Genomic DNA, 22,978 nt, shown 5'->3' on the forward strand with positions numbered 1-22,978 from the left:
GCGTGCTGCATCTGCGTCTGCTCGTACCGGCCGGCCGCACCGACGAGGTCGTACAGGCCGTGGAGCGGACCGTCGGCACCGCGCATCTCGTCGTCGTGCCCGGGGCCTCCCGCGATCCGCGGGGCGATCTGGTCATGTGCGATGTGGCGCGCGAGGCGTGTGACGAACTGCTCGTGGACCTGCGCGCCCTCGGGATCGACGAGTCCGGTTCGATCTCGGTGGAGAACATCGATCTGTCGCTGTCGAAACGGGCGGACGAGGCGGAGGAGGAGGCGCCCGGCGAGGGCGCCGACGCCGTGCTGTGGGAGCAGCTGGAGGACGTGACCCACGAGGAGTCCTCGCTCTCCCTCACCTATCTGGCGTTCCTCTCCCTCGCGACGATGATCGCGGCGTGCGGTGTGGTGCTGGACAACGCGATCCTGATCGTCGGCGCGATGGCGGTGGGTCCGGAGTTCGGCCCGCTGGCCGGGATCTGTACGGCGCTGGTGCAGCGCGCCCCGCTGCTGGCGTGGCGTTCGCTGGTCGCGCTGATCGCCGGGTTCGCGGTGGCGATGGGGCTGACGACCGTCTTCGGGCTGGTGATGGACGGCTTCGGGCTCTTCACGGAATCCATGCTGGAGGCCGACCGGCCGAACACCTCGTTCATCTGGAACCCGGACCTGTTCTCACTGGTGGTCGCGGCGCTCGCGGGCGTGGCCGGGATGCTCTCGCTGACCTCCGCGAAGTCGGGCGCGCTGGTGGGGGTCGCCATCTCGGTGACGACGGTCCCGGCGGCGGCCAACGCGGCGGTCGCCCTCGGCTACGGCGACTTCACCCAGGTGTGGGGCTCGACCAGCCAGCTCCTGCTGAACCTGGCGGGCATCGTGGCCGCCGGTACGCTCACGCTGCTCACCCAGAAGGCGCTGTGGGCGACACAGCGGGGACGCATACGGCGTACGGGCGTCCGCCGCGTACGCCCCTGACCGGCCCTGGACCTCCGCGTACGGCCACGGACCACCGCGTACGTTCCTGACCCGGCCCCGGACCACCGCGTACGGTCCTGACCCGCCCCGGACCGAGGCGGCCCGGAACCGGGCGGCCCGCACCCGCCGTGGGTCCGGGCCGCCGGAGCACCTCACCGCATCGGCTCAGCGCCTTCAGCCGAGCGCCGACTTCACCGCGTCCGCCAGCCGGCTCGCCACCGACCGCGCCTGGTCGATGTCCGCCGCCTCGACCATCACCCGTACCAGCGGCTCCGTGCCCGAGGGGCGCAGCAGGACGCGGCCCGTGGAGCCCAGTTCGTGTTCGGCCTCGGCGACCGCCGACGCCAGTTCGGCGGAGGTCGTCACCCGCGACTTGTCGACGTCGGGCACGTTGATGAGCACCTGCGGCAGCCGTCGCATGACGCCCGCGAGGTCAGCCAGCGTACGGCCCGTCGCGGCGACCCGGGCCGCGAGCATCAGGCCGGTGAGGGTGCCGTCGCCGGTGGTGGCGTGGTCTAGGACGATGACATGGCCCGACTGCTCGCCGCCGAGGGCGTAGCCGTGCTCCTTCATCGACTCCAGTACGTAGCGGTCACCGACCGCGGTCTCGACCAGATGGATGCCCTCGCGCTCCATCGCGATCTTGAACCCGAGGTTGGACATGACCGTCCCGACCACGGCGTCGCCGCGCAGTGTGCCCGCCTCGCGCATCGCGAGGGCCAGCACGGCGAGGATCTGGTCGCCGTCGACCTCTTCGCCCGCGCCGTCCACGGCCAGGCAGCGGTCCGCGTCGCCGTCGTGCGCGATGCCGAAGTCGGCGCCGTGCTCGACGACCGCGGCCTTGAGCTGGCCGAGATGCGTGGAGCCGCATCCGTCGTTGATGTTCAGCCCGTCCGGCTCGGCGCCGATCGTGATGACCTCGGCGCCGGCGCGGGTGAACGCCTCGGGCGACACCCGGGCCGCCGCGCCGTGCGCCTCGTCCAGGACGACCTTCAGCCCGTCGAGCCGGTTCGGCAGCACCGCGATCAGATGTGCCACGTACTGATCGAAACCTTCGTCGTACGAGCGGACCCGGCCGACTCCGCCACCCGTCGGCCGCTCCCAGGGGGCGCCGGTGCGGTGCACGGTGTTCTCGTAGTAGGCGGCCTCGATACGGTCCTCCAGCTCGTCGGCGAGTTTGTGCCCGCCGCGCGCGAAGAACTTGATGCCGTTGTCGGGCATGGCGTTGTGGCTCGCCGAGAGCATCACGCCCAGGTCGGCGCCGAGCACCCCGGTCAGATACGCCACCGCGGGGGTGGGCAGCACACCGACACGCAGGACGTCCACGCCCGCGCTCGCGAGTCCCGCCACGACGGCGGCCTCCAGGAATTCACCGGACGCCCGAGGATCGCGTCCGACCACCGCCGTGGGCCGATGCCCCTCGAACGTCCCCACCTCGGCGAGCACATGCGCCGCCGCGACCGAAAGGCCGAGCGCCAGCTCAGCCGTCAGATCGGCGTTGGCGACACCGCGCACGCCGTCCGTGCCGAAGAGTCGTCCCACAGCTCTCCCTCCGAGAACACCCGGAGCCGGCAATCACCGACATCGCCCCGAGCGAAAAGATTTCGAAAACGCAAACCCATGCAAAGTTTTGAGCGCCTGATGCTTTTATACGCCCGAGTAACCAATAAAACGAACGCCCCGGCAGCACGGAGTGCCGCCGGGGCGTTCGAATGCCGTACAGACCGGCCGGAGAGGCCGTAATGCCGGTACCGGCAAGCGAGCGATTTAGCGCTTGCTGTACTGCGGCGCCTTGCGGGCCTTCTTGAGACCGGCCTTCTTGCGCTCGACCGCGCGGTCGTCGCGGCTCAGGAAGCCGGCCTTCTTCAGCGGGGCGCGGTTGTTGTCCACGTCCGCCTCGTTCAGCGAACGGGCCACACCGAGACGCAGGGCGCCGGCCTGACCGGAGACGCCGCCACCGGAGATACGGGCGATGACGTCGTAGCGGTTGTCGAGCTCAAGCACCTTGAAGGGCTCGTTGACAGCCTGCTGGTGCACCTTGTTGGGGAAGTACTCCTCAAGGGTGCGACCGTTGATCTTCCACTTGCCGGTGCCCGGGACGATCCGGACGCGGGCGATGGCGTTCTTGCGACGGCCCAGGCCGGCCGCCGGCTGCGGGTCGCCGAAGCGGGACGCCAGCGACTCGGAGGTGTACTCACCCTCGACCGGGGTCTCCGACTCGAAGGTCGTCACCTCGGCGTACGTCTCTTCCGCCTCAGGCGCTTCGACGGGGGTCTCTGCAGTGGTCTCGGCCACGATGCTCCTCAGATTTCTTTTCGTCTTAGGGGGTGGCCGGAACTACTGCGCGACCTGGGTGATCTCGAACGGCACCGGCTGCTGCGCAGCGTGCGGGTGCTGGTCGCCCGAGTAGACCTTCAGCTTCGAGATCATCTGACGGCCCAGGGAGTTCTTGGGGATCATGCCCTTGATGGCCTTCTCGACGGCCTTCTCGGGGTTCTTGGCGAGCAGCTCGTCATAGCGGACGGAACGCAGACCACCCGGGTAACCGGAGTGGCGGTACGCCAGCTTCTGGGTCCGCTTGTTGCCGGACAGGTGCACCTTGTCGGCGTTGATGATGATGACGAAGTCACCGGTGTCGACGTGGGGCGCGTAGATCGGCTTGTGCTTACCACGCAGAAGGTTGGCGGCGGTGGTCGCCAGACGGCCCAGGACGATGTCCTGCGCGTCGATGATGTGCCACTGGCGCGTCACATCGCCGGGCTTGGGGCTGTACGTACGCACGGTCGTATGCCTTCGCTTCTTCAGTGATGGGGTCTCCCCCAGCCCCTCAGGGGTGAGGAGACGGGTCCTGTACAGGGACCACCCGGACGATCACGACAGCCCTGGTGGTGCTTCGGGGACGCAACCCGCGCACCTACCGCTGTCCATCGGCCCGGTGGACCGGCGTAAGGGCCCCTCGCGTGAGAACGACCAAGCCAATACGCATAACGAACCAGAAGAATACCGTCGCTGCCCCGTACGGGTCAAAACGGGGGCCCGCGCCCGCGAGGCCCGCGGCCGTCGGCCCCCGCGCCTACCGCGCCCGTACCACCCGGCGCTCGTCCCACACCGGCTCCGGCGTCTCCCGTACGACCCCGTCCGAGCCGAATACCAGATACCGGTCGAAGGAGCGGGCGAACCAGCGGTCGTGGGTGACCGCGAGCACTGTCCCGTCGTACACCTCAAGACCGTCCTGGAGGGCCTCCGCCGACTCCAGGTCCAGGTTGTCCGTCGGCTCGTCCAGCAGCAGCGCGGTCGTGCCGCGCAGTTCGAGCAGCAGGATCTGGAAGCGCGCCTGCTGGCCGCCCGAGAGCTTGTCGAAGGGCTGGTCGCCCTGGCGCTCCAGCTCGTACCGGCGCAGCACGCTCATTGCGCCGCCGCGGTCCTTCGCGTGCTCCGTCCACAGGATGTCGACCAGCGTGCGGCCCAGCAGCTCGGGGTGGGCGTGGGTCTGCGCGAAGTGGCCCGGTACGACGCGCGCGCCCAGCTTCCACTGGCCGGTGTGCCGTACGTCCTCGCCTGCCAGCAGCCGCAGGAAGTGGGACTTGCCGGAGCCGTTCGACCCGAGGACCGCGACCCGCTCGCCGTAGTAGATCTCCAGCGAGAACGGCTTCATCAGCCCGGTCAGCTCCAGGTTCTCGCAGGTCACGGCCCGTACGCCGGTACGGCCGCCGCGCAGCCGCATGGAGATCTCCTGCTCACGCGGCGGCTCCGGCGGCGCTCCCGCGTCCTCGAACTTCTTGAAGCGCGTCTGCATCGCCCGGTAGCGCGAGGCCATGTCGGGGCTGATCGCCGCCTGCTGCCGCAGCCGGTGCACCAGCGCCTTCAGCCGGGCGTGTTCCTCGTCCCAGCGCCGCTTCAGCTCCTCGAAGCGCGCGAAGCGCTCCTTGCGTGCCTCGTGGTACGTACCGAACCCGCCGCCGTGCACCCACACGTCGGAACCGGCCGGGCTCGGCTCCACGCTCACGATCTTCTCGGCGGCCCTGGCCAGCAGCTCCCGGTCGTGGGAGATGAAGAGGACCGTCTTACGGGTCTCCTTCAGGCGCTCCTCCAGCCACCGCTTGCCCGGCACGTCCAGATAGTTGTCCGGCTCGTCGAGGAGCAGCACCTGATCGGGCCCGCGCAGCAGGGCCTCCAGGACGAGCCGCTTCTGCTCGCCGCCGCTCAGGGTGCGCAGCTCGCGCCACTGCGCCTTCTCGTACGGGACGCCGAGCGCCGCCGTCGTGCACATGTCCCAGACCGTCTCGGCCTCGTAGCCGTGTGCCTCCGCCCAGTCGCTGAGCGCCTGCGCGTACCGCATCTGCGCGGCCTCGTCGTCGACCGTCATGATGCCGTGCTCGGCCGCGTCCACGGCCGCCGCGGCCTCCCGCAGGCGCGGCTGTGCGACCGAGACCAGCAGGTCACGGACCGTACGCTCGTCCCGTACCGACCCCACGAACTGTGACATCACCCCGAGCCCGCCGCTGACCGTGACCGTGCCGCCGTGCGGCTGGAGCTCCCCCGCGATCAGTCTCAGCAGCGTGGTCTTGCCGGCGCCGTTGGCCCCGACGAGAGCGACGACGGACCCTTCGGCGACCCGGAACGAGGCGTCGGCGAGCAGCACCCGCCCGTCGGGAAGGTAGTACTCCAGATGCGCGGCCTCGACATGTCCCATGTCCCGCATTGTCCGTGCAGGTCGCGCCGGAGCCCAATCCTTTTCCGATTCCCGCGCGGTTTCCCGGTCGCCGGGCGGTCTAAACTCCCGTCATGAGCTTTGGGCAAGGGGGGCCCTCCTGGGGCGGCCCCGGTTCACCGGACCATGACCCGCACGGCACACAGACACCGGACTGGGCCGCTCTCGCGGACGCCTCCGCCGCGCGTACCCGCCGCAAACGCTGGCTGATGATCGGTGGCGGCGTGCTCGCGACCGGCGCGATAGCCGCGATCGTGGCGACCGCCGTCGTCTCCATGAACGGCGGGAACGACCGCGGTACGCAGAACACCGCCAACGAACTGCCCACCCCCACCGATCTGCCGGACCGCAGTCCCGAGGCCGAGCCCACCTTCTCCTCGGTCGAGCCGCTGCCGCCGCCGAACCCGAAGGACTACGTCTCCAGCGCCGACAAGGACAAGGCGCCGCTGAGCGCGGACACCCTCTTCCCCGGCGACAAGGTCACGATGAGCGACCGCGCCTACGCGAAGGGCGCCACGGCCCGCACCACCAACTGCGCTGCGGCGGCACAGGGCGCGCTCGGCTCGATCCTCGCCTCGAACAGCTGCGACCAGGTCATCCGCGCCACGTACAGCAAGGGCGGGGTCGCCGTGACCGTCGGCGTCGCGGTCTTCGAGACGGAGGCGCTGGCGCTGAAGGCCAAGGACCAGGCGAAGGGCGGCATCGCCTCGCTCTCCGGCGCCGGTGTCCCGACCTTCTGCCGGGCCCCCTCGATCTGCCGCAAGACCACCAACTCGTACGGCAGGTACGTCTACTTCACGGTCGGCGGCTTCACCTCGGGCAAGAACGTCACCCCCTCGGACAAGGACGTCTTCACCACCGGGGACGACATCGCGGAGTTCGCCTTCCGCCAGATCCTCGCCCGGGGCAGGGCCCAGGCATCGGCCGCGGCCACCGCGCCCGTCGCCCCGTAACCGGGCCCGTCGCCCCCCCCTGGACCACCCCCGACACCCTCTCCGTCGCCCCGTAACCGCCGCCCGTACGCCGCGTCGCCCGCACCGGCTTCGGTCTCGCGGGCGCTCCGCGCTGGGTACAGTCAGCGCGGATTGTGTGGCGCTGGTGAACGTTCAGAGGGCGTGGGGTGGATGGCGGTCAAAGTCACCGTGGTGGTACCGACGTACAACTCGGGAATCCACATCGAGCCACTGGTCGGCTCGCTGCTGGGGCAGACCCTGCCCCGCGACGAGTTCGAGGTGCTCTTCGTCGACGACGGCTCGACCGACGCGACCCCGGAGCGGCTGGCGGCCCTGGTCGCCGAGCACCGCCACTTCCGGATGGAACGCATCCCCAACTCGGGCTGGCCGGGGAAGCCGCGCAACATCGGCGTGGAGCGGGCGAACGGTCGCTATGTGCAGTTCGCCGACCACGACGACCGGCTGGCGCCCGAGGCGCTGGAGCGGCTGTACGCCATGGCCGCGCGCAACGACTCCGACATCGTCATCGGCAAGGTCGCCAGCAACTTCCGCAGCCGGGGCGTCCCGTACGGTCTGATGACCCGGACCCGGGAGAGCTGCACCGTACGGAACGCGCCGCTGATCGACAGCCTCACCCCGCACAAGATGTTCCGCACCGCGTTCCTGCGCGAGCACGGCATCGCGCACCCCGAGGGGCCCTGGATCCTGGAGGACCAGCTCTTCATGGTCCGCGCCTATCTCAAGGCGTCCGTGGTCTCCGTACTGGGCGACTACGTCTGCTACGCGTACTGGGCCCGTGAGGACGCCGAGAACGCCGGTACGGCCGCCATGGACCCGCGCCGTTACTACGGGAACCTCCGCGAGGTCATGGCGACCGTCGTCGCGGGCACCGAGCCGGGGCCCGAGCGCGACCGGCTGCTGCGCCGCTTCTACCGGGTGGAGATGCTGCACCGGCTGGGCGAGCCGCCGCGCGGCCTGCTGGTCGACCCGCCGTTCCGGGACGACCCGTTCGAGGTGGTGCGCGAGCTGGCCGAGGAGTTCATGACGGACGGCGTGCACACGGGGCTGGCCGCCGTACAGCGGACCCGATCGGGCCTGCTCCGGGAGAACAGACCGGCGGAACTGACCGAGTTCACCCGCAGACAGACGGATCTGAGCGCCCGGTGCGCGATCGAGCGGGCGGGCTGGAGCCGCGACCGGTTCACGGCGTCGTTCACCGCCCGGTTCGCGGGCGAACCCGGCCCCGGCGGCGCCCACGACGGGTCCGGTCTGCTGCTGGCCCGGCGAGGGGACCGGTACGTCCTCGCGCCCGCCCTGACCGACGGGGTCCTGTCCGAACCCGTCGACGTGACCGACGAGTTGAAGTCCTTCAAGGCCGATGTGCTGCTGCGCCACGCGGAGACCGCGCATGTGTGGCTCCCCGCGTGCGAGACCTCGCTCGTCCTGGAGGAGGAACCCGCCCCGGAACCCGCCCCGGACGGCCCCGCAGGACCCGCAGGACCCGCAGGACCCTCGCCCGAGGGCACCGTGCTCGTACGGCCCGTCGTCCACGGCACCGTCGCCATCGACCCGCTGCGCGGCGCGGGCGGCGCGCCCCTGGCCGAGGGCGTGTGGGAGGTGCGGATCAGGCTGACGGGCGCGGGCTTCGACCGGTACACACGCCTCGGCGGGAGCACGGCCCCCGGGGAGGTGTCCCTGCCCGCCCCCGGGATCCTCGGCGGGCACGAGATCACCGGCGCCCTCACCGACGACGGGCTGACCCTGACCGTACGGGCGACCGACGCGGAGCCCGGCCCCCGGCCGCCGAAGGTCAGCGTCGTCGTACCGACCGCCGGAGCCACGCCGGAGGCCGTCGAGGCCACCCTCGCCTCACTGGCCGCCCAGACCCTTCCGGCGGACGCCGTCGAGGTGATCACCGTGGCGGACGCGGCGCCGGGCACCGATCCCCGTAACGCCGGGACCGACGGCGCGACCGGCGAGTACGTGCTGTACATGGAGCCCGGCGACCGGCTCGGCACGGAAGCCCTGGAGCGGATGTACGCGTACGGCATCGAGCACGACGCCGACATCGTCGCCGGCAAGCTCGCGGGCAAGGGCCGGCCCGTCCCCCGCGAGCTGTTCGTACGGGACCGGCCGCGCGCCACCCTCGCCAAGGACCCGCTGGCCGACAGCCTCACCGCCGACAAGCTGTTCCACCGCGCCTTCCTCGACAGGCACGGGCTGCGCTTCGCCGCGGGCGGATCTCAGCTGGCGGAGCAGGCGTTCACCGCCGAGGCCACCCTCCGGGCGGGCCGTACCGCCGTCCTCGGCGGCTACGTCTGCTACCACTACGGTCCGGGCGGCGCGGGCCCCGCCGTACCGCCCGGGGAGTTCTACACCGGGCTGCGCGCCCTGCTGAAGACCGTCGACGGGCTCGTCGGCCCCGGGGCGGCGCGCGACCGGCTGCACCGGCGCTGGCTGCGCGTGGAGATCCTGGACCGGCTGAGCGGCTCACGCCTGCTGGACCTGGACGAGGACGCCCGGCGCGAGCTGTTCCGGGCGATCCGCGGGGTCGTCGTGGACGGGATCTCCGAGACGTCGGTGGCAGGTCTGCCCGCCGCGCGCCGGGTGGCGGTCGGGCTGATCACCGACGACCGGCTCGACGATCTGGTGGCGCTCGCCGCGTGGGAGTCCTCGGTCGTCTGCCACGCCCGGCTGGACGCGCTCTCGTGGCTGGACGGCGGCGGCTGTCTGCGGATCGCCTTCACCGGCGAGCTGCACGGCGCCGACGGCCCTCTGGGCGTCACCGACACCGGCACCGGCGCCGACATGGGCACGGGCGGCGGCACGGGCACCGGCACCGGCGGCGCTACGGACCGGGAGGCCCTCGCCCCTGCCGGTCTCTCCCCGGCCCTGCGGGACCGTCTCGCCCGGGAGCCGCTCACCGGCGGCGCCTCCCCCGCCAAGGCGTCCGTCGTGCTCGTCCTGCGCGAGCGCGCCAGCGGCGCCGAGTACCGGCTGCCCACGAAGACCACCGTCTTCCGCCCCGAAGGCGTGCTGAGCGTCGCCGGGACGGCCCGGCTCGACCTCGCCACGGCGCTGGACGGCGCGCCGCTCGGCGACGGCGTCTGGGATCTGTCCGTGCGCCTCACCGCGCTCGGCTGGACGAAGTCCGCGCGGCTCGGCTCGCGGCGCGGGCCCGAGGTGCCCGAGCGCCTCACGCCCGTACCGCACCCCACCGCGCCCGACCGCCGCGTCACGCCGTACTGGACGAATCCGCGGAAGGATCTGTCCCTGCGCGTCGCGGTCCCCGCGCCGGAGCCCGCACCCGCGCCGGCCCCGCAGTCCCGTACACCGGGACCGCTGCGCCGCCTGGCCCGACGGCTGCGGAGCAGCTGACCCCGGCGGCCGGTCCGGCGGCCGGCCTCAGCAGCAGCCCGCGTCCCCGCCGCCGTCCGCGTACCCGTTCAGGTTCGCGCCCAGCGTCCGCTTGTTGCGCGCCGCACGGTTCCGCTCGCCCAGCAGTTCGTCGGCCGGATAGCCGACCTCCTCCAGGGTGAGCCCGTGCGGCCGTACGACATGCACCGCCGAGTCCCGCACCCCCGTCGCGAGCACCTTCGCCGGCCACTCCACGGGCCGGTGTCCGTCGCCCACGAACAGCAGCGCGCCCACCAGCGAGCGCACCATGTTGTGGCAGAAGGCATCGGCCCGCACGGTCGCGGTGATCACTCCGTGCGCGTCGCGCTCCCACTCCAGCCGCTGGAGCGTACGGATGGTCGTCGCGCCCTCGCGCCGCTTGCAGTACGCCGCGAAGTCGTGCTCGCCGAGCAGCCCGGCGGACGCCGCGTTCATCGCCGCCACGTCCAACGGCCAGTCGTGCCAGAGCACATGACCGCGCAGCAGCGGATCCACACCCCCGGGATGATCGGTCACGCGGTACGCGTAGCGCCGCCAGACCGCCGAGAACCGCGCGTTGAAGCCCGGGGGCGCCTCGGTGACCCGCCAGACCCGTACGTCGTGGCTCAGCCGCCCCGCGAGCCGCCTCAGCAGCCGCTCCCGGTGCTCGGCCCACACGTCGTCCGGCAGATCGACATGCGCGACCTGCCCGCGCGCGTGCACGCCCGCGTCCGTACGCCCCGCGACGGTCAGCTCGTACGTACGCGAGGACCGCGTCACCGTACGCAGCGCGTCCTCGATCTCGCCCTGGACGGTCCGCCGGGTCCGCTGCCTCGCCCAGCCGGAGAAGTCCTTGCCGTCGTACGACAGGTCCAGCCGTATCCGTACGTGTCCGGGCGCCGCGCCCTCGACGTCCGCGCTGCCGGCGCTCACCTGGCCCACCTCACCCACCTGACCCACCTGTCCGTCCTCTCCACGCGGAACGGGCCCGCCCCCCTCAGGGAGCGGACCCGTCCGTCAGTCGTCAGAACGCTCAGGCGTCCTTGGACTCCGACTCGGCCTCGGCGGCCGGCTTGGCGTCCTCGACGGTCTCGGCCGGAGCCTCGTCCTTCTTGAGGGCGTCTTCCTTGACCGCGCGCTTCGTCGCCGCCTCGGCCTCACCGGTGGCCTGCTGCGCCACGGTCAGGGCCTCGACCAGCTCGATGACCGCCATCGGGGCGTTGTCGCCGCGACGGTTGCCGATCTTGGTGATACGCGTGTAACCACCGGGGCGGTTCTCGTACCGCGGGGCGATCTCGGTGAAGAGCGTGTGGACGACGCTCTTGTCCGTGATCGACTGCAGCACCAGGCGACGGTTGTGGATGTCGCCCTTCTTCGCCTTGGTGATGAAACGCTCCGCGATCGGGCGCAGGCGGCGGGCCTTGGCCTCGGTCGTGGTGATGCGGCCGTGCTCGAAGAGCGACTTCGCGAGGTTCGCGAGGAGCAGCTTCTCGTGCGCGGCGCCGCCGCCCAGACGGGCACCCTTGGCGGGCTTCGGCATGTGTATCTCCTTGTGTCTGCACCGGCCGTATCAGGTACCGGTGTCAGTTCCCGCGGGGCGGCTGCCCCGCGGAAGCGCAATCACCCGGGTCCGGGCCGTACCGCCCCGGCCCCGGAACCTCAGTACTGTTCGGTCTCCACGAACCCGGCGTCCGCGTCGTCGTCGGCGCCGAAGGCGTCCGCCGCGGCGGTCGGGTCGAATCCGGGCGGGCTGTCCTTGAGGGCCAGGCCCATGCCGGCCAGCTTCGCCTTGACCTCGTCGATCGACTTCGCACCGAAGTTACGGATGTCGAGCAGATCGGCCTCGGAGCGCGCCACGAGCTCACCCACGGAGTGGATGCCCTCGCGCTTGAGGCAGTTGTACGACCGGACGGTGAGCTCGAGCTCCTCGATCGGCAGGGCGAGATCGGCGGCCAGCGCCGCGTCCGTCGGCGACGGGCCCATGTCGATGCCCTCGGCGTCGATGTTGAGCTCGCGCGCCAGACCGAACAGCTCGACCAGTGTCTTGCCGGCGGACGCCATGGCGTCGCGCGGCCGCATGGCCTGCTTGGTCTCGACGTCGACGATCAGCTTGTCGAAGTCGGTGCGCTGCTCGACACGGGTCGCCTCGACCTTGTACGTGACCTTGAGCACCGGCGAGTAGATGGAGTCGACCGGAATCCGGCCGATCTCCTGGCCCACCTGCTTGTTCTGGACGGCGGAGACATAGCCGCGACCGCGCTCGACGGTCAGCTCCATCTCCAGCTTGCCCTTGCCGTTCAGCGTCGCGAGGACGAGGTCCGGGTTGTGCACCTCGACACCGGCCGGCGGGGCGATGTCAGCGGCCGTGACCAGGCCGGGACCCTGCTTGCGCAGGTACATCACGACCGGCTCGTCGTGCTCCGAGGAGACGACCAGCTGCTTGATGTTCAGGATGAGGTCGGTGACGTCCTCCTTGACGCCCGGCACGGTGGTGAACTCGTGCAGGACACCGTCGATCCGGATCGACGTGACCGCCGCGCCGGGGATCGAGGAGAGGAGCGTACGCCGGAGCGAGTTGCCGAGCGTGTAGCCGAAGCCCGGCTCCAGCGGCTCGATCACGAACCGCGAGCGGTATTCGTCGACGACCTCTTCGGTCAGCGAGGGACGCTGAGCGATAAGCATGTTTCGGTCCTCCAGTCTTGGCACCCGCTATTTGATGCCAACAGAACAAGGGTACGGGCGGCACGGCACCGAAGCGCCGTACCGCCCGCGAGCCGTTCCCCCGGCGAGGGGGGAAGGGGTCAGACGCGGCGGCGCTTCGGGGGGCGGCAGCCGTTGTGCGGGGTGGGGGTGACGTCCTGGATCGAGCCCACCTCCAGGCCGGTGGCCTGGAGCGAGCGGATCGCGGTCTCACGGCCGGAGCCGGGACCCTTCACGAAGACGTCGACCTTGCGCATGCCGTGCTCCTGCGCGCGGCGGGCGGCCGACTCGGCGGCCATCTGCGCGGCGAAGGGGGTGGACTTGCGCGAGCCCTTGAAGCCGACGTGGCCGGCGGAGGCCCAGGAGATCACGTTGCCCGAGGGGTCGGTGATCGAGACGATCGTGTTGTTGAACGTGCTCTTGATGTGGGCGTGCCCGTGAGCGACGTTCTTCTTTTCCTTGCGGCGCACCTTCTTGGCAGCGCCCTGACGACCCTTGGGGGGCATCTATTTCTCCTACAGGGAGGTGGTCGGTCCTACAGCGAAGACCGCGGATGAGCGTCCGCTGAGGACTACTTCTTGCCCGGCTTCTTCTTACCGGCGATGGCGCGACGCGGGCCCTTGCGGGTACGAGCGTTCGTGCTGGTGCGCTGTCCGTGCACCGGCAGGCCACGGCGGTGACGCAGACCCTGGTAGCAGCCGATCTCGACCTTGCGGCGGATGTCGGCGGCGATCTCGCGACGGAGGTCACCCTCGGTCTTGAGGTTGGCGTCCACGTACTCGCGGATCTTGACGAGGTCTTCCTCGGCGAGGTCGCGGACGCGGATGTTCGGGTCGACGCCAACGGCGGCGAGAGTCTCCTTGGACCGGGTGCGCCCGATACCGAAGACGTAGGTGAGGGCGACCTCGACGCGCTTTTCGCGCGGGAGGTCAACGCCTGCGAGGCGTGCCATTCATGGCTCCTGATGATGTCGGAGGTCTTCCACAGCGTCGTCCCGGCCGTACGGCATACACACCGCACGCATCCAGGTCCCCGGCCTCCGCCGGAGGTGTCGGTCCCACCGTGTGGGAGCCGGACACTGCGTCATTACGAGTTTGCTCGCGTCGCGCGAAGTACTGCGAGAGGCAGGTGGTCTTGCGTCAGCCCTGGCGCTGCTTGTGGCGCAGGTTGTCGCAGATGACCATGACCCGGCCGTGACGGCGGATCACCTTGCACTTGTCGCAGATCTTCTTGACGCTCGGCTTGACCTTCATGGGATTGAGGTTCTCCGGGTCAGTGCGGGCACCCCGTGAGGGATGTCTGCAAGATCTACTTGTATCGGTAGACGATCCGGCCACGCGTCAGGTCGTACGGAGACAGCTCCACCACAACCCGGTCATCGGGGAGGATTCGGATGTAGTGCATCCGCATCTTGCCGCTGATGTGCGCGAGGACCTTGTGACCGTTCTGCAGCTCCACCTTGAACATGGCGTTCGGGAGGGACTCGATCACGGTGCCCTCAATTTCGATGGCACCTTGCTTCTTGGCCACGCTTCGCCCTTCGAATCGGCTACCTTGATCGATTCTGGCAGCCGCATGAAGACACACGGGTACACCAGAGCCGACGCGTCAGTCTACGGGAGCGCACTCGAAAAGACGAATCCGTTGAGTTTGCCCACCGAGGGAGATTCTTAAGCCAGCGGATCGGGAGCCGCGGTGATGCCCAGCTCGGCGAGCTTCGCCCTGCCTCCGTCGGGGGCGGTCAGGACCAGCGGGCCCTCCTCGGTCAGCGCCACGGAGTGCTCCCAGTGCGAGGACCAGGTCCCGTCGGTCGTGATGACCGTCCACTCGTCCTCCAGCACCTCCGTACGCGGCGTACCGAGCGAGACCATGGGCTCGATCGCCAGGCAGAAGCCGGGAACCAGCTTCGGGCCCTTGCCGCGCTTGCGCGAGACATAGTTCAGCAGGTGCGGGTCCATGTGCATCTCGGTGCCGATGCCGTGGCCGCCGTAGTCCTCGATGATCCCGTACTTGCCGCCACCGGGGCGGGGCTGGCGCCGGATGTACGTCTCGATCGCCCGGGACACGTCCACCAGCCGGTTGCCGGCCCGCATGGCCGCGATCCCGGCCCACATCGACTCCTCGGTCACCCGGGACAGCTCGACCAGCTCCGGAGCGTGACCGGTGCCGACGAACGCCGTGAAGGCCGCGTCGCCGTGCCAGCCGTCGATGATCGCGCCGGCGTCGATGGAGATGATGTCGCCGTCCTTGAGGACGGTCGTGTCGTCCGGGATGCCATGGACGACGACCTCGTTGACCGAGGTGCAGATCGTCGCGGGGAACCCGCCGTACCCGAGGAAGTTCGGCTTGGCGCCGTGCTCGGCCAGTACTTTGCGGGCGACCTGGTCGAGGTCCCTGGTGGTGGCGCCGGGCACCGCCGCCGCGCCGGTGGCCGCGTGCACGGCGGCGACGACCAGTCCCGCCTCGCGCATCTTCGCGATCTGCTCGGGGGTCTTGATCTGCACCATGCCTGTGCCTTCCACCTGACTGTGACTGATTCGCTACGCACTGCTCGATACGTACGGCTTGATACGCACTGCTTGATACGCACCGCTTGATACGTCCGCCGCACGCGGACCGCTCAACAGTACGGCCGTGGTGCCCGAGGGACGCCACGGCCGTACTGGTGGTGCTGCACTGCTGGGGCCCGGGAGCTACGCGGCCCGGCCCCGCTCGAGCGCCGCCATCGCGCGCTCGGTCACTTCGGTGACCTTGCCGAGCGCGGAGATCGTCACCACCAGGCCCTGGGCCCGGTAGTGGTCGATGATCGGCTCGGTCTGTGTGTGGTAGACCTCGAGACGGGTCCGCACCGTTTCCTCGGAGTCGTCGTCCCGCTGGTACAGCTCGCCGCCGCAGATGTCACAGACACCCTCCTTCTTCGGCGGGCTGTAGGTGACGTGGAAGACATGCGCGCTGTCGTTGCGACAGACCCGGCGCCCCGCGATCCGCGTGACGACCTCGTCCTCCGGGACCTCCAGGTCCAGCACCGCGTCCAGCTTCACGCCGTCCGTCTCCAGCGCCTTGTCCAGCGCCTTCGCCTGCGAGACGTTGCGCGGAAAGCCGTCCAGCAGGAAGCCGCCCGTGGCGTCCGGCTGGGCCATCCGCTCCTGGGCCATCGCGATGGTGACCTCGTCGGGTACCAGGTTCCCGGCGTCCATGTACGACTTCGCCAGCTTGCCGAGGGTCGTGCCCTGGCTGATGTTGGCCCGGAAGAGGTCGCCCGTGGAGATGTGCGGGACCTTCAGGTTCTTGGCGAGGTACGCGGCCTGCGTTCCCTTGCCGGCACCGGGCGGCCCGACGAGGACGATTCGCATCAGCGGAGGAACCCTTCGTAATTACGCTGCTGAAGCTGGCTCTCGATCTGCTTCACGGTTTCCAGACCCACACCCACGATGATGAGGATGCTCGTCCCGCCGAACGGGAAGTTCTGGTTCGCACCGCCGAAGCCTGCCAACGCCATCGTCGGGACGAGAGCAATCAGACCCAGATACAGCGAGCCCGGCCAAGTGATCCTGTTGAGCACGTAGCTCAGATACTCGGCTGTAGGTCGACCTGCCCGGATACCCGGGATGAAGCCACCATACTTCTTCATGTTGTCGGCGACTTCTTCGGGGTTGAAGGAGATGGCCACATAGAAGAAGGCGAAGAACACGATCAGCAGGAAGTACGTGGCGATGTAGTACGGGTGGTCACCCTTGACGAAGTGCGCCTCGATCCAGGTCTTCCACGCGGAGTTCCCACTGGAGAACTGCGCGACGAGCGCCGGGATGTACAGCAGCGACGACGCGAAGATGACGGGGATCACACCCGCCTGATTCACCTTCAGCGGGATGTACGTGGACGTACCGCCGTAGGACCTGCGGCCGATCATGCGCTTCGCGTACTGCACGGGGATCCGGCGCTGCGCCTGCTCGACGAAGACGACCAGGCCCACCATCACGAAGCCGATCAGAATGACCGTGCCGAACTCGATCCAGCCCTTGGCGAGCGTGCCGCTCTCCTTGATGGCCCACAGCGCGCCGGGGAAGCCGGCGGCGATCGAGATGAACATCAGGATGGACATGCCGTTGCCGATGCCCCGGTCGGTGATGAGCTCACCGAGCCACATGACCGCCGCGGTACCCGCGGTCATGGTGATCACCATGGTGACGGTGACGAAGATCGACTGGTCGGGCACGATCTCCGAGGCGACCGGGCAGCCGCTGAAGAGCGCGCCGCTACGGGCGGTGGCGACCAGGCCGGTGCCCTGCAGCACGGCGAGGGCGACCGTCAGATAACGGGTGTACTGCGTGATCTTGGCCTGACCGGACTGCCCTTCCTTCTTGAGGGCCTCCAGCCTGGGGATGACCACGGTCAGCAGCTGCAGGATGATGCTCGCGGTGATGTACGGCATGATGCCGAGCGCGAAGATCGTGATCTGCAGCAGCGCCCCGCCGCTGAACATGTTCACCAGACCGAACAGGCTGTTATTGCCCTTCTGGGCCGCGTCGACACACGTCTGGACATTCTCGTAACTGACGCCCGGTACCGGGACATGTGCCCCGAGCCGGTACAGCACGATGATGGCGAGTGTGAAGAGCAGCTTCTTGCGCAGGTCGGGCGTCTTGAACGCCCGGGCGAACGCGGTGAGCACGGTGCCTCCTGCGACCCCCGCGCTACTGCGTCAGAGGTGACGGTATTGAGGATCGACGGATACGGAACAAGCGGAACCGCGCGGGGCACCCCTGCGGACACACCGCGCGGCGGGGGTCCGGGGGCGAGCCCCCGGCTTCAGTACAGCAACAATGCACGCCACCTTACCGGCGACAGTGCCCCCCTTGGAACGACCAACCGGGGATGCCCCTTTTGAGAGGCATCCCCGGTCGGATGTTCAGGCCATCGAGTTGTCTCAGACGAGCTCGGTGACGGTGCCGCCGGCGGCGGCAATCTTCTCCTTGGCGGAGCCGGAGACGGCGTCAACCGAAACCTGCAGCGCCACGGAGATCTCGCCCTGGCCCAGGACCTTGACGAGGCTGTTCTTGCGCACCGCGCCCTTGGTGACCAGATCGGCCACCGTGACCTCGCCGCCCTCGGGGTAGAGAGCGGAGAGCTTGTCCAGGTTCACGACCTGGTACTCGGTGCGGAACGGGTTCTTGAAGCCCTTGAGCTTCGGGAGACGCATGTGGAGGGGCATCTGCCCACCCTCGAAGCGCTCCGGAACCTGGTAGCGGGCCTTGGTGCCCTTGGTGCCACGACCTGCGGTCTTACCCTTGGACGCCTCACCACGACCCACACGGGTCTTGGCGGTCTTGGCGCCCGGGGCAGGACGGAGGTTGTGGACCTTCAGCGGGTTGTTCTCCGCCATGTCAGTCGACCTCCTCAACGGTCACGAGGTGGCGGACGGTGTGCACCATGCCGCGGAACTCGGGGCGGTCCTCCTTGACAACCGTGTCGCTGACCCGCTTGAGGCCGAGCGAACGCAGGGTGTCGCGGTGGTTCTGCTTGCTGCCGATGTACGACTTCGTCTGCGTGATCTTGAGACGGGCCATTACGCACCCGCTCCCGCACGCGCACGGAGCAGAGCCGCGGGGGCGACGTCCTCGAGGGGCAGACCGCGGCGGGCCGCGATCTCCTCGGGACGCTGCAGGCCCTGGAGGGCCGCCACGGTCGCGTGCACGATGTTGATCGCGTTGTCCGAGCCGAGCGACTTCGACAGGATGTCGTGCACGCCCGCGCACTCCAGCACGGCACGCACCGGGCCACCGGCGATCACGCCGGTACCGGGGGAAGCCGGCTTGAGCAGGACGACGCCCGCGGCCTTCTCGCCCTGGATCGGGTGCGGGATGGTGCCCTGGATACGGGGGACCTTGAAGAAGTGCTTCTTGGCCTCCTCAACACCCTTGGCGATGGCGGCCGGCACCTCCTTGGCCTTGCCGTAACCGACACCCACGGTGCCGTCACCATCGCCCACCACGACCAGCGCGGTGAAGCTGAAGCGACGACCACCCTTCACAACCTTGGCAACGCGGTTGATCGCGACAACGCGCTCAACGTAAGCGGTCTTCTCGGCGGCAGCGCCACCGTCGCGACCCTTCCGGTCCCGCCGCTCGCCGCCACCGGCACCGCTTCCGCGGCGCTGGGGTCCAGCCATTGGATTTACCTCTCTCTGTTACGTCCGCTAGCTCCGGAACCGGGGCTTAGAACTTCAGCCCGGCTTCGCGGGCGGCGTCAGCCAGAGCGGCAATGCGCCCTGCGTACTGGTTACCACCGCGGTCGAACACGACGGCCTCGACGCCGGCGGCCTTGGCGCGCTCGGCGACCAGGGATCCGACCTGCTTGGCCTGGGCGCTCTTGTCGCCCTCGGCACCACGGATCGAGGTGTCCAGGGTCGACGCCGACGCGAGCGTGTGGCCCGCGATGTCGTCGATGACCTGAGCGACCATGTGGCGGTTGGAACGCGTCACGACCAGGCGCGGACGCTCCGGCGAACCGGAGATGCGCTTGCGAACGCGGATGTGACGACGCTTGATGGCAGCGGCCTTGTAGGCCTTGCCCTTAGCAATCTTGACACCGTATGCCATGGCTTACTTACCCGCCTTTCCGACCTTGCGGCGGATGACCTCGCCCGCGTACTTGACGCCCTTGGCCTTGTACGGGTCGGGCTTCCGCAGCTTGCGGATGTTAGCGGCGACCTCGCCGACCTTCTGCTTGTCGATGCCCTCGACGGTGAACTTCGTGGGCGACTCGACCTTGAAGGTGATGCCCTCGGGGGCCTCGATGAGGATCGGGTGGCTGTAGCCCAGGGCGAACTCCAGGTTGGAGCCCTTCGCCTGGACGCGGTAGCCGACTCCGCTGATTTCGAGCGCCTTGACGTATCCCTGGGTCACGCCGGTGATCATGTTCGCCACCAGCGTGCGGGACAGGCCGTGCAGGGCCTTGTTCTGACGCTCGTCGTTCGGGCGCAGCACCTGAAGGATGCCGTCCTCGCCCTTGGTGACCTCGATCGGCGCGGCAACGGTGTGCGAGAGGGAACCCTTGGGGCCCTTCACCGCGACCGTACGGCCATCGATGGTGACGTCCACACCGGCGGGAACCTGGATGGGGAGCTTGCCGATTCGCGACATGAGCTATTCCTCCGTTCCCGACTACCAGACGTAGGCGAGGACTTCCCCACCTACGCCCTTCTTGCTGGCCTGCTGGCCGGTCAGGAGACCGTGGGACGTGGAGATGATGGCCACGCCCAGGCCGCCGAGAACCTTCGGCAGATTGGTGGACTTCGCGTACACACGCAGACCCGGCTTGGAGATGCGCTTGATGCCGGCGATCGAACGCTCGCGGTTCGGGCCGAACTTCAGCTCCAGGACGAGGTTCTTGCCGACCTCGGCGTCCTCGACCTTCCAGCCGGTGATGAAGCCCTCCTGCTGGAGGATCTCCGCGATGTGCGACTTGATCTTGCTGTGCGGCATCACGACGTCGTCGTGGTACGCCGAGTTCGCGTTGCGCAGACGCGTGAGCATGTCTGCGATGGGATCAGTCATGGTCATGAATTGGCCTTCGGCCTCTCTCGCCGGGGTTTCCTGTATGCGCCATCCCTCTCCCCGATCAGAGCCGGGACGGGTGCGGTGCGGGGACCTACGGCGTAGTAAGTCTTAAATGGACGGCGGGCGCCCAACCCCACAAGCCTACGGCATGTGAAGGAGGGCTCCCACCAACCACATTGCTTACCGAGAGCTTCGGGTGGTCCTGAGAAAAGCAGGACTACCAGGAGCTCTTGGTCACGCCCGGCAGCTCGCCGCGGTGGGCCATCTCACGAAGGCACACACGGCACAGGCCGAACTTGCGGTAGACGGAGTGGGGACGGCCGCAGCGCTGGCAGCGGGTGTAACCGCGCACACCGAACTTCGGCTTGCGGGCGGCCTTAGCGATCAGAGCCTTCTTCGCCACGGTCAGTTCTCCTTGAACGGGAAGCCGAGGTGACGAAGGAGGGCACGACCCTCGTCGTCGTTGGTCGCCGTGGTGACCACGGTGATGTCCATGCCCCGGACCCGGTCGATCTTGTCCTGGTCGATCTCGTGGAACATGACCTGCTCCGTGAGACCGAAGGTGTAGTTGCCACGGCCGTCGAACTGCTTCGGGGACAGACCGCGGAAGTCACGGATACGCGGCAGCGCGAGCGACAGCGTACGGTCCAGGAACTCCCACATGCGGTCACCGCGGAGGGTGACGTGGCAGCCGATCGGCTGACCCTCGCGCAGCTTGAACTGCGCGATGGACTTCCGGGCCTTGGTGACGGACGGCTTCTGGCCGGTGATCGTGGTGAGGTCCTTGATGGCACCCTCGATCAGCTTGGAGTCGCGGGCGGCGTCGCCCACACCCATGTTGACCACGATCTTGACGAGGCCGGGGATCTGCATGACGTTCTCGTACGAGAACTCCTCACGCAGCTTTCCGGCGATCTCCTCGCGGTAGCGCAGCTTCAGACGCGGCGCGGTAGTGGTCGCAGTCATCAGATGTCCTCACCGGTCCGCTTGGCAACGCGGATCTTGTTGCCCTCGTCGTCAAAGCGGTAGCCGACGCGGGTGACGACCTTCTTGCCGTCCTTCTCCACGACCAGCTGAACATTGCTGATGTGGATGGGGGCTTCGGTGGTCACGATGCCGCCGGTCTGCGAACCGCGAGCCGTCTGGCCGGCCTTGGTGTGCTTCTTGACCCGGTTGACACCCTCGACGAGAACACGGTCCTGCGTGGGGTAGGCCACGATGACCTTGCCCTGCTTGCCCTTGTCCTTACCGGTGATGACCTGAACCAGGTCGCCCTTCTTGATCTTCATGCTTACAGCACCTCCGGCGCGAGCGAGATGATCTTCATGAACTTCTTCTCGCGCAGCTCACGGCCCACCGGGCCGAAGATACGGGTGCCGCGAGGGTCGCCGTCGTTCTTCAGAATGACGGCGGCGTTCTCGTCGAAGCGGATGTACGAGCCGTCCGGACGGCGGCGCTCCTTGACGGTGCGAACGATGACCGCCTTGACGACGTCACCCTTCTTCACGTTGCCACCGGGGATCGCGTCCTTGACGGTGGCGACGATGACGTCACCGATGCCTGCGTAGCGGCGACCCGAGCCACCGAGAACACGGATGGTGAGAATTTCCTTCGCACCCGTGTTGTCGGCGACACGCAGTCGCGACTCCTGCTGGATCACGTCTATCTCCTGATCGTCTGCCGGTTCCCGGCGGGGCTCCGCAAGTCGACTTGCGTACGTCGCTCATGGAGCCCCACCGAGCCTGGCGGAACTGTTCCGAGGGGAAACCCCCTCGGAGGGGTTACTTGGCCTTCTCGAGGATCTCGACGATGCGCCACCGCTTCGTGGCGGACAGCGGCCGGGTCTCCATCAGGAGGACGCGGTCGCCGATGCCGGCGGCGTTCTGCTCGTCGTGCGCCTTGAGCTTGTTCGTACGGCGGATGACCTTGCCGTACAGCGCGTGCTTGACGCGGTCCTCGACAGCGACGACGACGGTCTTGTCCATCTTGTCGCTGACGACCAGACCCTCACGGGTCTTGCGGAAGCCGCGGTCGGTCGTGGCGTTGGTCTCGGTCACGTTGCTCTCAGTCATCAGGCGCTCTCCACCGTCTCGATGCCCAGCTCGCGCTCACGCATCAGGGTGTAGATCCGCGCGATGTCCTTGCGCACGAGCTTCAGCCGCCCGTGGTTTTCGAGCTGACCCGTCGCCGCCTGGAAGCGGAGGTTGAACAGCTCTTCCTTGGCCTCGCGAAGCTTCGCGAGAAGCTCCTCGTTGCCCAGTTCGCGCAGTTCGGACGCCTTGGTCACGGCCGCCATCACGACTCACCTGCCTCGCGCCGAACGATCCGGCACTTCATCGGAAGCTTGTGAGCAGCGCGGGTAAGCGCCTCACGCGCAATCTTCTCGTTCGGGTAGGACAGCTCGAACATCACCCGGCCGGGCTTGACGTTCGCGATCCACCACTCCGGGGAACCCTTACCGGAACCCATGCGGGTCTCGGCGGGCTTCTTGGTGAGCGGACGGTCCGGGTAGATGTTGATCCAGACCTTGCCGCCACGCTTGATGTGACGGGTCATCGCGATACGAGCGGCCTCGATCTGACGGTTCGTCACGTACGCGGGGGTCAGCGCCTGGATGCCGTACTCGCCGAACGCAACCTGCGTCCCACCCTTGGACATTCCGCTGCGCTTCGGGTGGTGCTGCTTGCGGTGCTTGACCCTACGGGGGATCAGCATGTC

At 68.7% G+C, this 22,978-nt stretch carries 30 protein-coding genes; 3 read left to right on the forward strand and 27 right to left on the reverse strand.

From position 1 onward, the window contains the following. Positions 1–2 precede the first annotated feature (2 nt). Positions 3–962: a DUF389 domain-containing protein gene (locus tag ACIOGX_RS25770; protein WP_356515687.1), complete on the forward strand. Its 960-nt coding sequence runs from the start codon at positions 3–5 to the stop codon at positions 960–962. Between the two features lie 174 nt (positions 963–1,136). Here the strand turns inward: ACIOGX_RS25770 and glmM are convergent, their stop codons facing one another. From glmM to ACIOGX_RS25790, 4 genes are all read right to left on the reverse strand, one after another. Then, entirely contained in the window at positions 1,137–2,504 is a 1,368-nt protein-coding gene (gene glmM / locus ACIOGX_RS25775; RefSeq protein ID WP_129770845.1) for a phosphoglucosamine mutase, read from the reverse strand. A gap of 225 nt (positions 2,505–2,729) precedes the next feature. Continuing rightward, complete coding sequence (rpsI, locus tag ACIOGX_RS25780) at positions 2,730–3,257, reverse strand: 30S ribosomal protein S9 (RefSeq protein WP_030351459.1); 528 nt, start codon at positions 3,255–3,257, stop codon at positions 2,730–2,732. A gap of 42 nt (positions 3,258–3,299) precedes the next feature. Beyond that, positions 3,300–3,743 (reverse strand): 50S ribosomal protein L13, encoded by a 444-nt coding sequence (gene rplM / locus ACIOGX_RS25785; protein WP_356515685.1) that lies wholly within the window; start codon positions 3,741–3,743, stop codon positions 3,300–3,302. 292 nt (positions 3,744–4,035) lie between these two features. Beyond that, a complete protein-coding gene (locus ACIOGX_RS25790; protein WP_356515683.1) occupies positions 4,036–5,655 on the reverse strand; it encodes an ATP-binding cassette domain-containing protein in 1,620 nt (539 codons plus the stop codon). A gap of 92 nt (positions 5,656–5,747) precedes the next feature. On the opposite strand from ACIOGX_RS25790, the gene ACIOGX_RS25795 reads away from it, so the two are divergent. Together ACIOGX_RS25795 and ACIOGX_RS25800 are read left to right on the forward strand one after the other, a co-directional pair. Then, a complete protein-coding gene (locus ACIOGX_RS25795; protein WP_401760396.1) occupies positions 5,748–6,626 on the forward strand; it encodes a hypothetical protein in 879 nt (292 codons plus the stop codon). A gap of 171 nt (positions 6,627–6,797) precedes the next feature. Beyond that, on the forward strand, positions 6,798–10,004 hold the full coding sequence (locus ACIOGX_RS25800) for a glycosyltransferase (RefSeq protein WP_401916570.1): 3,207 nt from the start codon (positions 6,798–6,800) through the stop codon (positions 10,002–10,004). Between the two features lie 27 nt (positions 10,005–10,031). On the opposite strand, the gene truA is transcribed toward ACIOGX_RS25800, so the two are convergent. The 23 genes from truA to rplP all read right to left on the reverse strand — a co-directional run bounded on the left by truA (position 10,032) and on the right by rplP (position 22,975). Beyond that, positions 10,032–10,934, reverse strand: a complete 903-nt coding sequence (gene truA / locus ACIOGX_RS25805) for a tRNA pseudouridine(38-40) synthase TruA (protein ID WP_401916573.1) — start codon at positions 10,932–10,934, stop codon at positions 10,032–10,034. 100 nt (positions 10,935–11,034) lie between these two features. Further along, positions 11,035–11,541 (reverse strand): 50S ribosomal protein L17, encoded by a 507-nt coding sequence (rplQ, locus tag ACIOGX_RS25810; RefSeq protein WP_129770851.1) that lies wholly within the window; start codon positions 11,539–11,541, stop codon positions 11,035–11,037. 119 nt (positions 11,542–11,660) lie between these two features. Continuing rightward, positions 11,661–12,683 (reverse strand): DNA-directed RNA polymerase subunit alpha, encoded by a 1,023-nt coding sequence (locus tag ACIOGX_RS25815; RefSeq protein WP_003956430.1) that lies wholly within the window; start codon positions 12,681–12,683, stop codon positions 11,661–11,663. Between the two features lie 119 nt (positions 12,684–12,802). Then, positions 12,803–13,207: a 30S ribosomal protein S11 gene (rpsK, locus tag ACIOGX_RS25820; RefSeq protein ID WP_003956432.1), complete on the reverse strand. Its 405-nt coding sequence runs from the start codon at positions 13,205–13,207 to the stop codon at positions 12,803–12,805. A gap of 65 nt (positions 13,208–13,272) precedes the next feature. After that, the gene (gene rpsM / locus ACIOGX_RS25825) at positions 13,273–13,653 is read right to left on the reverse strand and encodes a 30S ribosomal protein S13 (protein ID WP_129770852.1); all 381 of its coding nucleotides are present in this window, start codon (positions 13,651–13,653) and stop codon (positions 13,273–13,275) included. A gap of 187 nt (positions 13,654–13,840) precedes the next feature. Continuing rightward, positions 13,841–13,954: a 50S ribosomal protein L36 gene (gene rpmJ / locus ACIOGX_RS25830; protein WP_003956441.1), complete on the reverse strand. Its 114-nt coding sequence runs from the start codon at positions 13,952–13,954 to the stop codon at positions 13,841–13,843. A 55-nt stretch (positions 13,955–14,009) separates the two neighbouring features. After that, positions 14,010–14,231, reverse strand: coding sequence for a translation initiation factor IF-1 (gene infA / locus ACIOGX_RS25835; RefSeq protein WP_003956442.1), 222 nt, complete (start codon positions 14,229–14,231; stop codon positions 14,010–14,012). A gap of 140 nt (positions 14,232–14,371) precedes the next feature. Then, on the reverse strand, positions 14,372–15,208 hold the full coding sequence (map, locus tag ACIOGX_RS25840) for a type I methionyl aminopeptidase (protein WP_401760385.1): 837 nt from the start codon (positions 15,206–15,208) through the stop codon (positions 14,372–14,374). A gap of 186 nt (positions 15,209–15,394) precedes the next feature. Beyond that, positions 15,395–16,054 (reverse strand): adenylate kinase, encoded by a 660-nt coding sequence (locus ACIOGX_RS25845; RefSeq protein WP_356515671.1) that lies wholly within the window; start codon positions 16,052–16,054, stop codon positions 15,395–15,397. Next, positions 16,054–17,373: a preprotein translocase subunit SecY gene (secY, locus tag ACIOGX_RS25850; RefSeq protein ID WP_030351449.1), complete on the reverse strand. Its 1,320-nt coding sequence runs from the start codon at positions 17,371–17,373 to the stop codon at positions 16,054–16,056. The genes ACIOGX_RS25845 and secY overlap by 1 nt, the downstream gene beginning before the upstream one ends. A gap of 255 nt (positions 17,374–17,628) precedes the next feature. Beyond that, the gene (rplO, locus tag ACIOGX_RS25855) at positions 17,629–18,084 is read right to left on the reverse strand and encodes a 50S ribosomal protein L15 (RefSeq protein ID WP_030351448.1); all 456 of its coding nucleotides are present in this window, start codon (positions 18,082–18,084) and stop codon (positions 17,629–17,631) included. Between the two features lies 1 nt (position 18,085). Then, on the reverse strand, positions 18,086–18,268 hold the full coding sequence (gene rpmD / locus ACIOGX_RS25860; RefSeq protein ID WP_066943591.1) for a 50S ribosomal protein L30: 183 nt from the start codon (positions 18,266–18,268) through the stop codon (positions 18,086–18,088). After that, complete coding sequence (gene rpsE, locus ACIOGX_RS25865; RefSeq protein ID WP_030351447.1) at positions 18,268–18,870, reverse strand: 30S ribosomal protein S5; 603 nt, start codon at positions 18,868–18,870, stop codon at positions 18,268–18,270. Before rpsE ends, rpmD begins: the two co-directional genes overlap by 1 nt. 46 nt (positions 18,871–18,916) lie before the next feature. Continuing rightward, positions 18,917–19,300, reverse strand: a complete 384-nt coding sequence (rplR, locus tag ACIOGX_RS25870) for a 50S ribosomal protein L18 (protein ID WP_030351446.1) — start codon at positions 19,298–19,300, stop codon at positions 18,917–18,919. A gap of 3 nt (positions 19,301–19,303) precedes the next feature. Next, the gene (gene rplF, locus ACIOGX_RS25875) at positions 19,304–19,843 is read right to left on the reverse strand and encodes a 50S ribosomal protein L6 (RefSeq protein ID WP_129770855.1); all 540 of its coding nucleotides are present in this window, start codon (positions 19,841–19,843) and stop codon (positions 19,304–19,306) included. A 21-nt stretch (positions 19,844–19,864) separates the two neighbouring features. After that, the gene (gene rpsH / locus ACIOGX_RS25880; RefSeq protein WP_030351444.1) at positions 19,865–20,263 is read right to left on the reverse strand and encodes a 30S ribosomal protein S8; all 399 of its coding nucleotides are present in this window, start codon (positions 20,261–20,263) and stop codon (positions 19,865–19,867) included. 214 nt (positions 20,264–20,477) lie between these two features. Then, entirely contained in the window at positions 20,478–20,663 is a 186-nt protein-coding gene (locus ACIOGX_RS25885) for a type Z 30S ribosomal protein S14 (protein WP_003948630.1), read from the reverse strand. Positions 20,664–20,665: 2 nt separating this feature from the next. Then, complete coding sequence (gene rplE, locus ACIOGX_RS25890; protein ID WP_030351443.1) at positions 20,666–21,226, reverse strand: 50S ribosomal protein L5; 561 nt, start codon at positions 21,224–21,226, stop codon at positions 20,666–20,668. Further along, entirely contained in the window at positions 21,226–21,549 is a 324-nt protein-coding gene (gene rplX / locus ACIOGX_RS25895) for a 50S ribosomal protein L24 (RefSeq protein WP_030351442.1), read from the reverse strand. The genes rplE and rplX overlap by 1 nt, the downstream gene beginning before the upstream one ends. 2 nt (positions 21,550–21,551) lie before the next feature. Next, positions 21,552–21,920, reverse strand: coding sequence for a 50S ribosomal protein L14 (gene rplN / locus ACIOGX_RS25900; protein ID WP_003974257.1), 369 nt, complete (start codon positions 21,918–21,920; stop codon positions 21,552–21,554). 121 nt (positions 21,921–22,041) lie between these two features. Beyond that, positions 22,042–22,332, reverse strand: coding sequence for a 30S ribosomal protein S17 (rpsQ, locus tag ACIOGX_RS25905; RefSeq protein ID WP_249948331.1), 291 nt, complete (start codon positions 22,330–22,332; stop codon positions 22,042–22,044). Then, positions 22,332–22,556 carry a 50S ribosomal protein L29 gene (rpmC, locus tag ACIOGX_RS25910; protein ID WP_129770858.1) on the reverse strand — a complete coding sequence of 75 codons (225 nt, stop codon included), beginning with the start codon at positions 22,554–22,556 and terminating at the stop codon, positions 22,332–22,334. The genes rpsQ and rpmC overlap by 1 nt, the downstream gene beginning before the upstream one ends. Next, positions 22,556–22,975, reverse strand: a complete 420-nt coding sequence (gene rplP, locus ACIOGX_RS25915; protein WP_014047785.1) for a 50S ribosomal protein L16 — start codon at positions 22,973–22,975, stop codon at positions 22,556–22,558. The genes rpmC and rplP overlap by 1 nt, the downstream gene beginning before the upstream one ends. Positions 22,976–22,978 lie beyond the last annotated feature (3 nt).

The sequence above is a fragment of the Streptomyces sp. NPDC088147 genome (assembly GCF_044741565.1).
Lineage (GTDB): Bacteria > Actinomycetota > Actinomycetes > Streptomycetales > Streptomycetaceae > Streptomyces.

What these genes read in the sequence shown, in the direction of transcription:
- ACIOGX_RS25790 (WP_356515683.1), bottom strand. Translation starts at nt 5,655, where the DNA reads ATGGGACATGTCGAGGCCGCGCATCTGGAGTACTACCTTCCCGACGGG.
- ACIOGX_RS25795 (WP_401760396.1), top strand. Translation starts at nt 5,748, where the DNA reads ATGAGCTTTGGGCAAGGGGGGCCCTCCTGGGGCGGCCCCGGTTCACCG.
- ACIOGX_RS25800 (WP_401916570.1), top strand. Translation starts at nt 6,798, where the DNA reads ATGGCGGTCAAAGTCACCGTGGTGGTACCGACGTACAACTCGGGAATC.
- rplQ (WP_129770851.1), bottom strand. Translation starts at nt 11,541, where the DNA reads ATGCCGAAGCCCGCCAAGGGTGCCCGTCTGGGCGGCGGCGCCGCGCAC.
- ACIOGX_RS25815 (WP_003956430.1), bottom strand. Translation starts at nt 12,683, where the DNA reads ATGCTTATCGCTCAGCGTCCCTCGCTGACCGAAGAGGTCGTCGACGAA.
- rpsK (WP_003956432.1), bottom strand. Translation starts at nt 13,207, where the DNA reads ATGCCCCCCAAGGGTCGTCAGGGCGCTGCCAAGAAGGTGCGCCGCAAG.
- rpsM (WP_129770852.1), bottom strand. Translation starts at nt 13,653, where the DNA reads ATGGCACGCCTCGCAGGCGTTGACCTCCCGCGCGAAAAGCGCGTCGAG.
- rpmJ (WP_003956441.1), bottom strand. Translation starts at nt 13,954, where the DNA reads ATGAAGGTCAAGCCGAGCGTCAAGAAGATCTGCGACAAGTGCAAGGTG.
- map (WP_401760385.1), bottom strand. Translation starts at nt 15,208, where the DNA reads ATGGTGCAGATCAAGACCCCCGAGCAGATCGCGAAGATGCGCGAGGCG.
- ACIOGX_RS25845 (WP_356515671.1), bottom strand. Translation starts at nt 16,054, where the DNA reads ATGCGAATCGTCCTCGTCGGGCCGCCCGGTGCCGGCAAGGGAACGCAG.
- rplO (WP_030351448.1), bottom strand. Translation starts at nt 18,084, where the DNA reads ATGGCGGAGAACAACCCGCTGAAGGTCCACAACCTCCGTCCTGCCCCG.
- rpmD (WP_066943591.1), bottom strand. Translation starts at nt 18,268, where the DNA reads ATGGCCCGTCTCAAGATCACGCAGACGAAGTCGTACATCGGCAGCAAG.
- rpsE (WP_030351447.1), bottom strand. Translation starts at nt 18,870, where the DNA reads ATGGCTGGACCCCAGCGCCGCGGAAGCGGTGCCGGTGGCGGCGAGCGG.
- rplR (WP_030351446.1), bottom strand. Translation starts at nt 19,300, where the DNA reads ATGGCATACGGTGTCAAGATTGCTAAGGGCAAGGCCTACAAGGCCGCT.
- rplF (WP_129770855.1), bottom strand. Translation starts at nt 19,843, where the DNA reads ATGTCGCGAATCGGCAAGCTCCCCATCCAGGTTCCCGCCGGTGTGGAC.
- rpsH (WP_030351444.1), bottom strand. Translation starts at nt 20,263, where the DNA reads ATGACCATGACTGATCCCATCGCAGACATGCTCACGCGTCTGCGCAAC.
- rplE (WP_030351443.1), bottom strand. Translation starts at nt 21,226, where the DNA reads ATGACTGCGACCACTACCGCGCCGCGTCTGAAGCTGCGCTACCGCGAG.
- rplX (WP_030351442.1), bottom strand. Translation starts at nt 21,549, where the DNA reads ATGAAGATCAAGAAGGGCGACCTGGTTCAGGTCATCACCGGTAAGGAC.
- rpsQ (WP_249948331.1), bottom strand. Translation starts at nt 22,332, where the DNA reads ATGACTGAGAGCAACGTGACCGAGACCAACGCCACGACCGACCGCGGC.
- rpmC (WP_129770858.1), bottom strand. Translation starts at nt 22,556, where the DNA reads ATGGCGGCCGTGACCAAGGCGTCCGAACTGCGCGAACTGGGCAACGAG.
- rplP (WP_014047785.1), bottom strand. Translation starts at nt 22,975, where the DNA reads ATGCTGATCCCCCGTAGGGTCAAGCACCGCAAGCAGCACCACCCGAAG.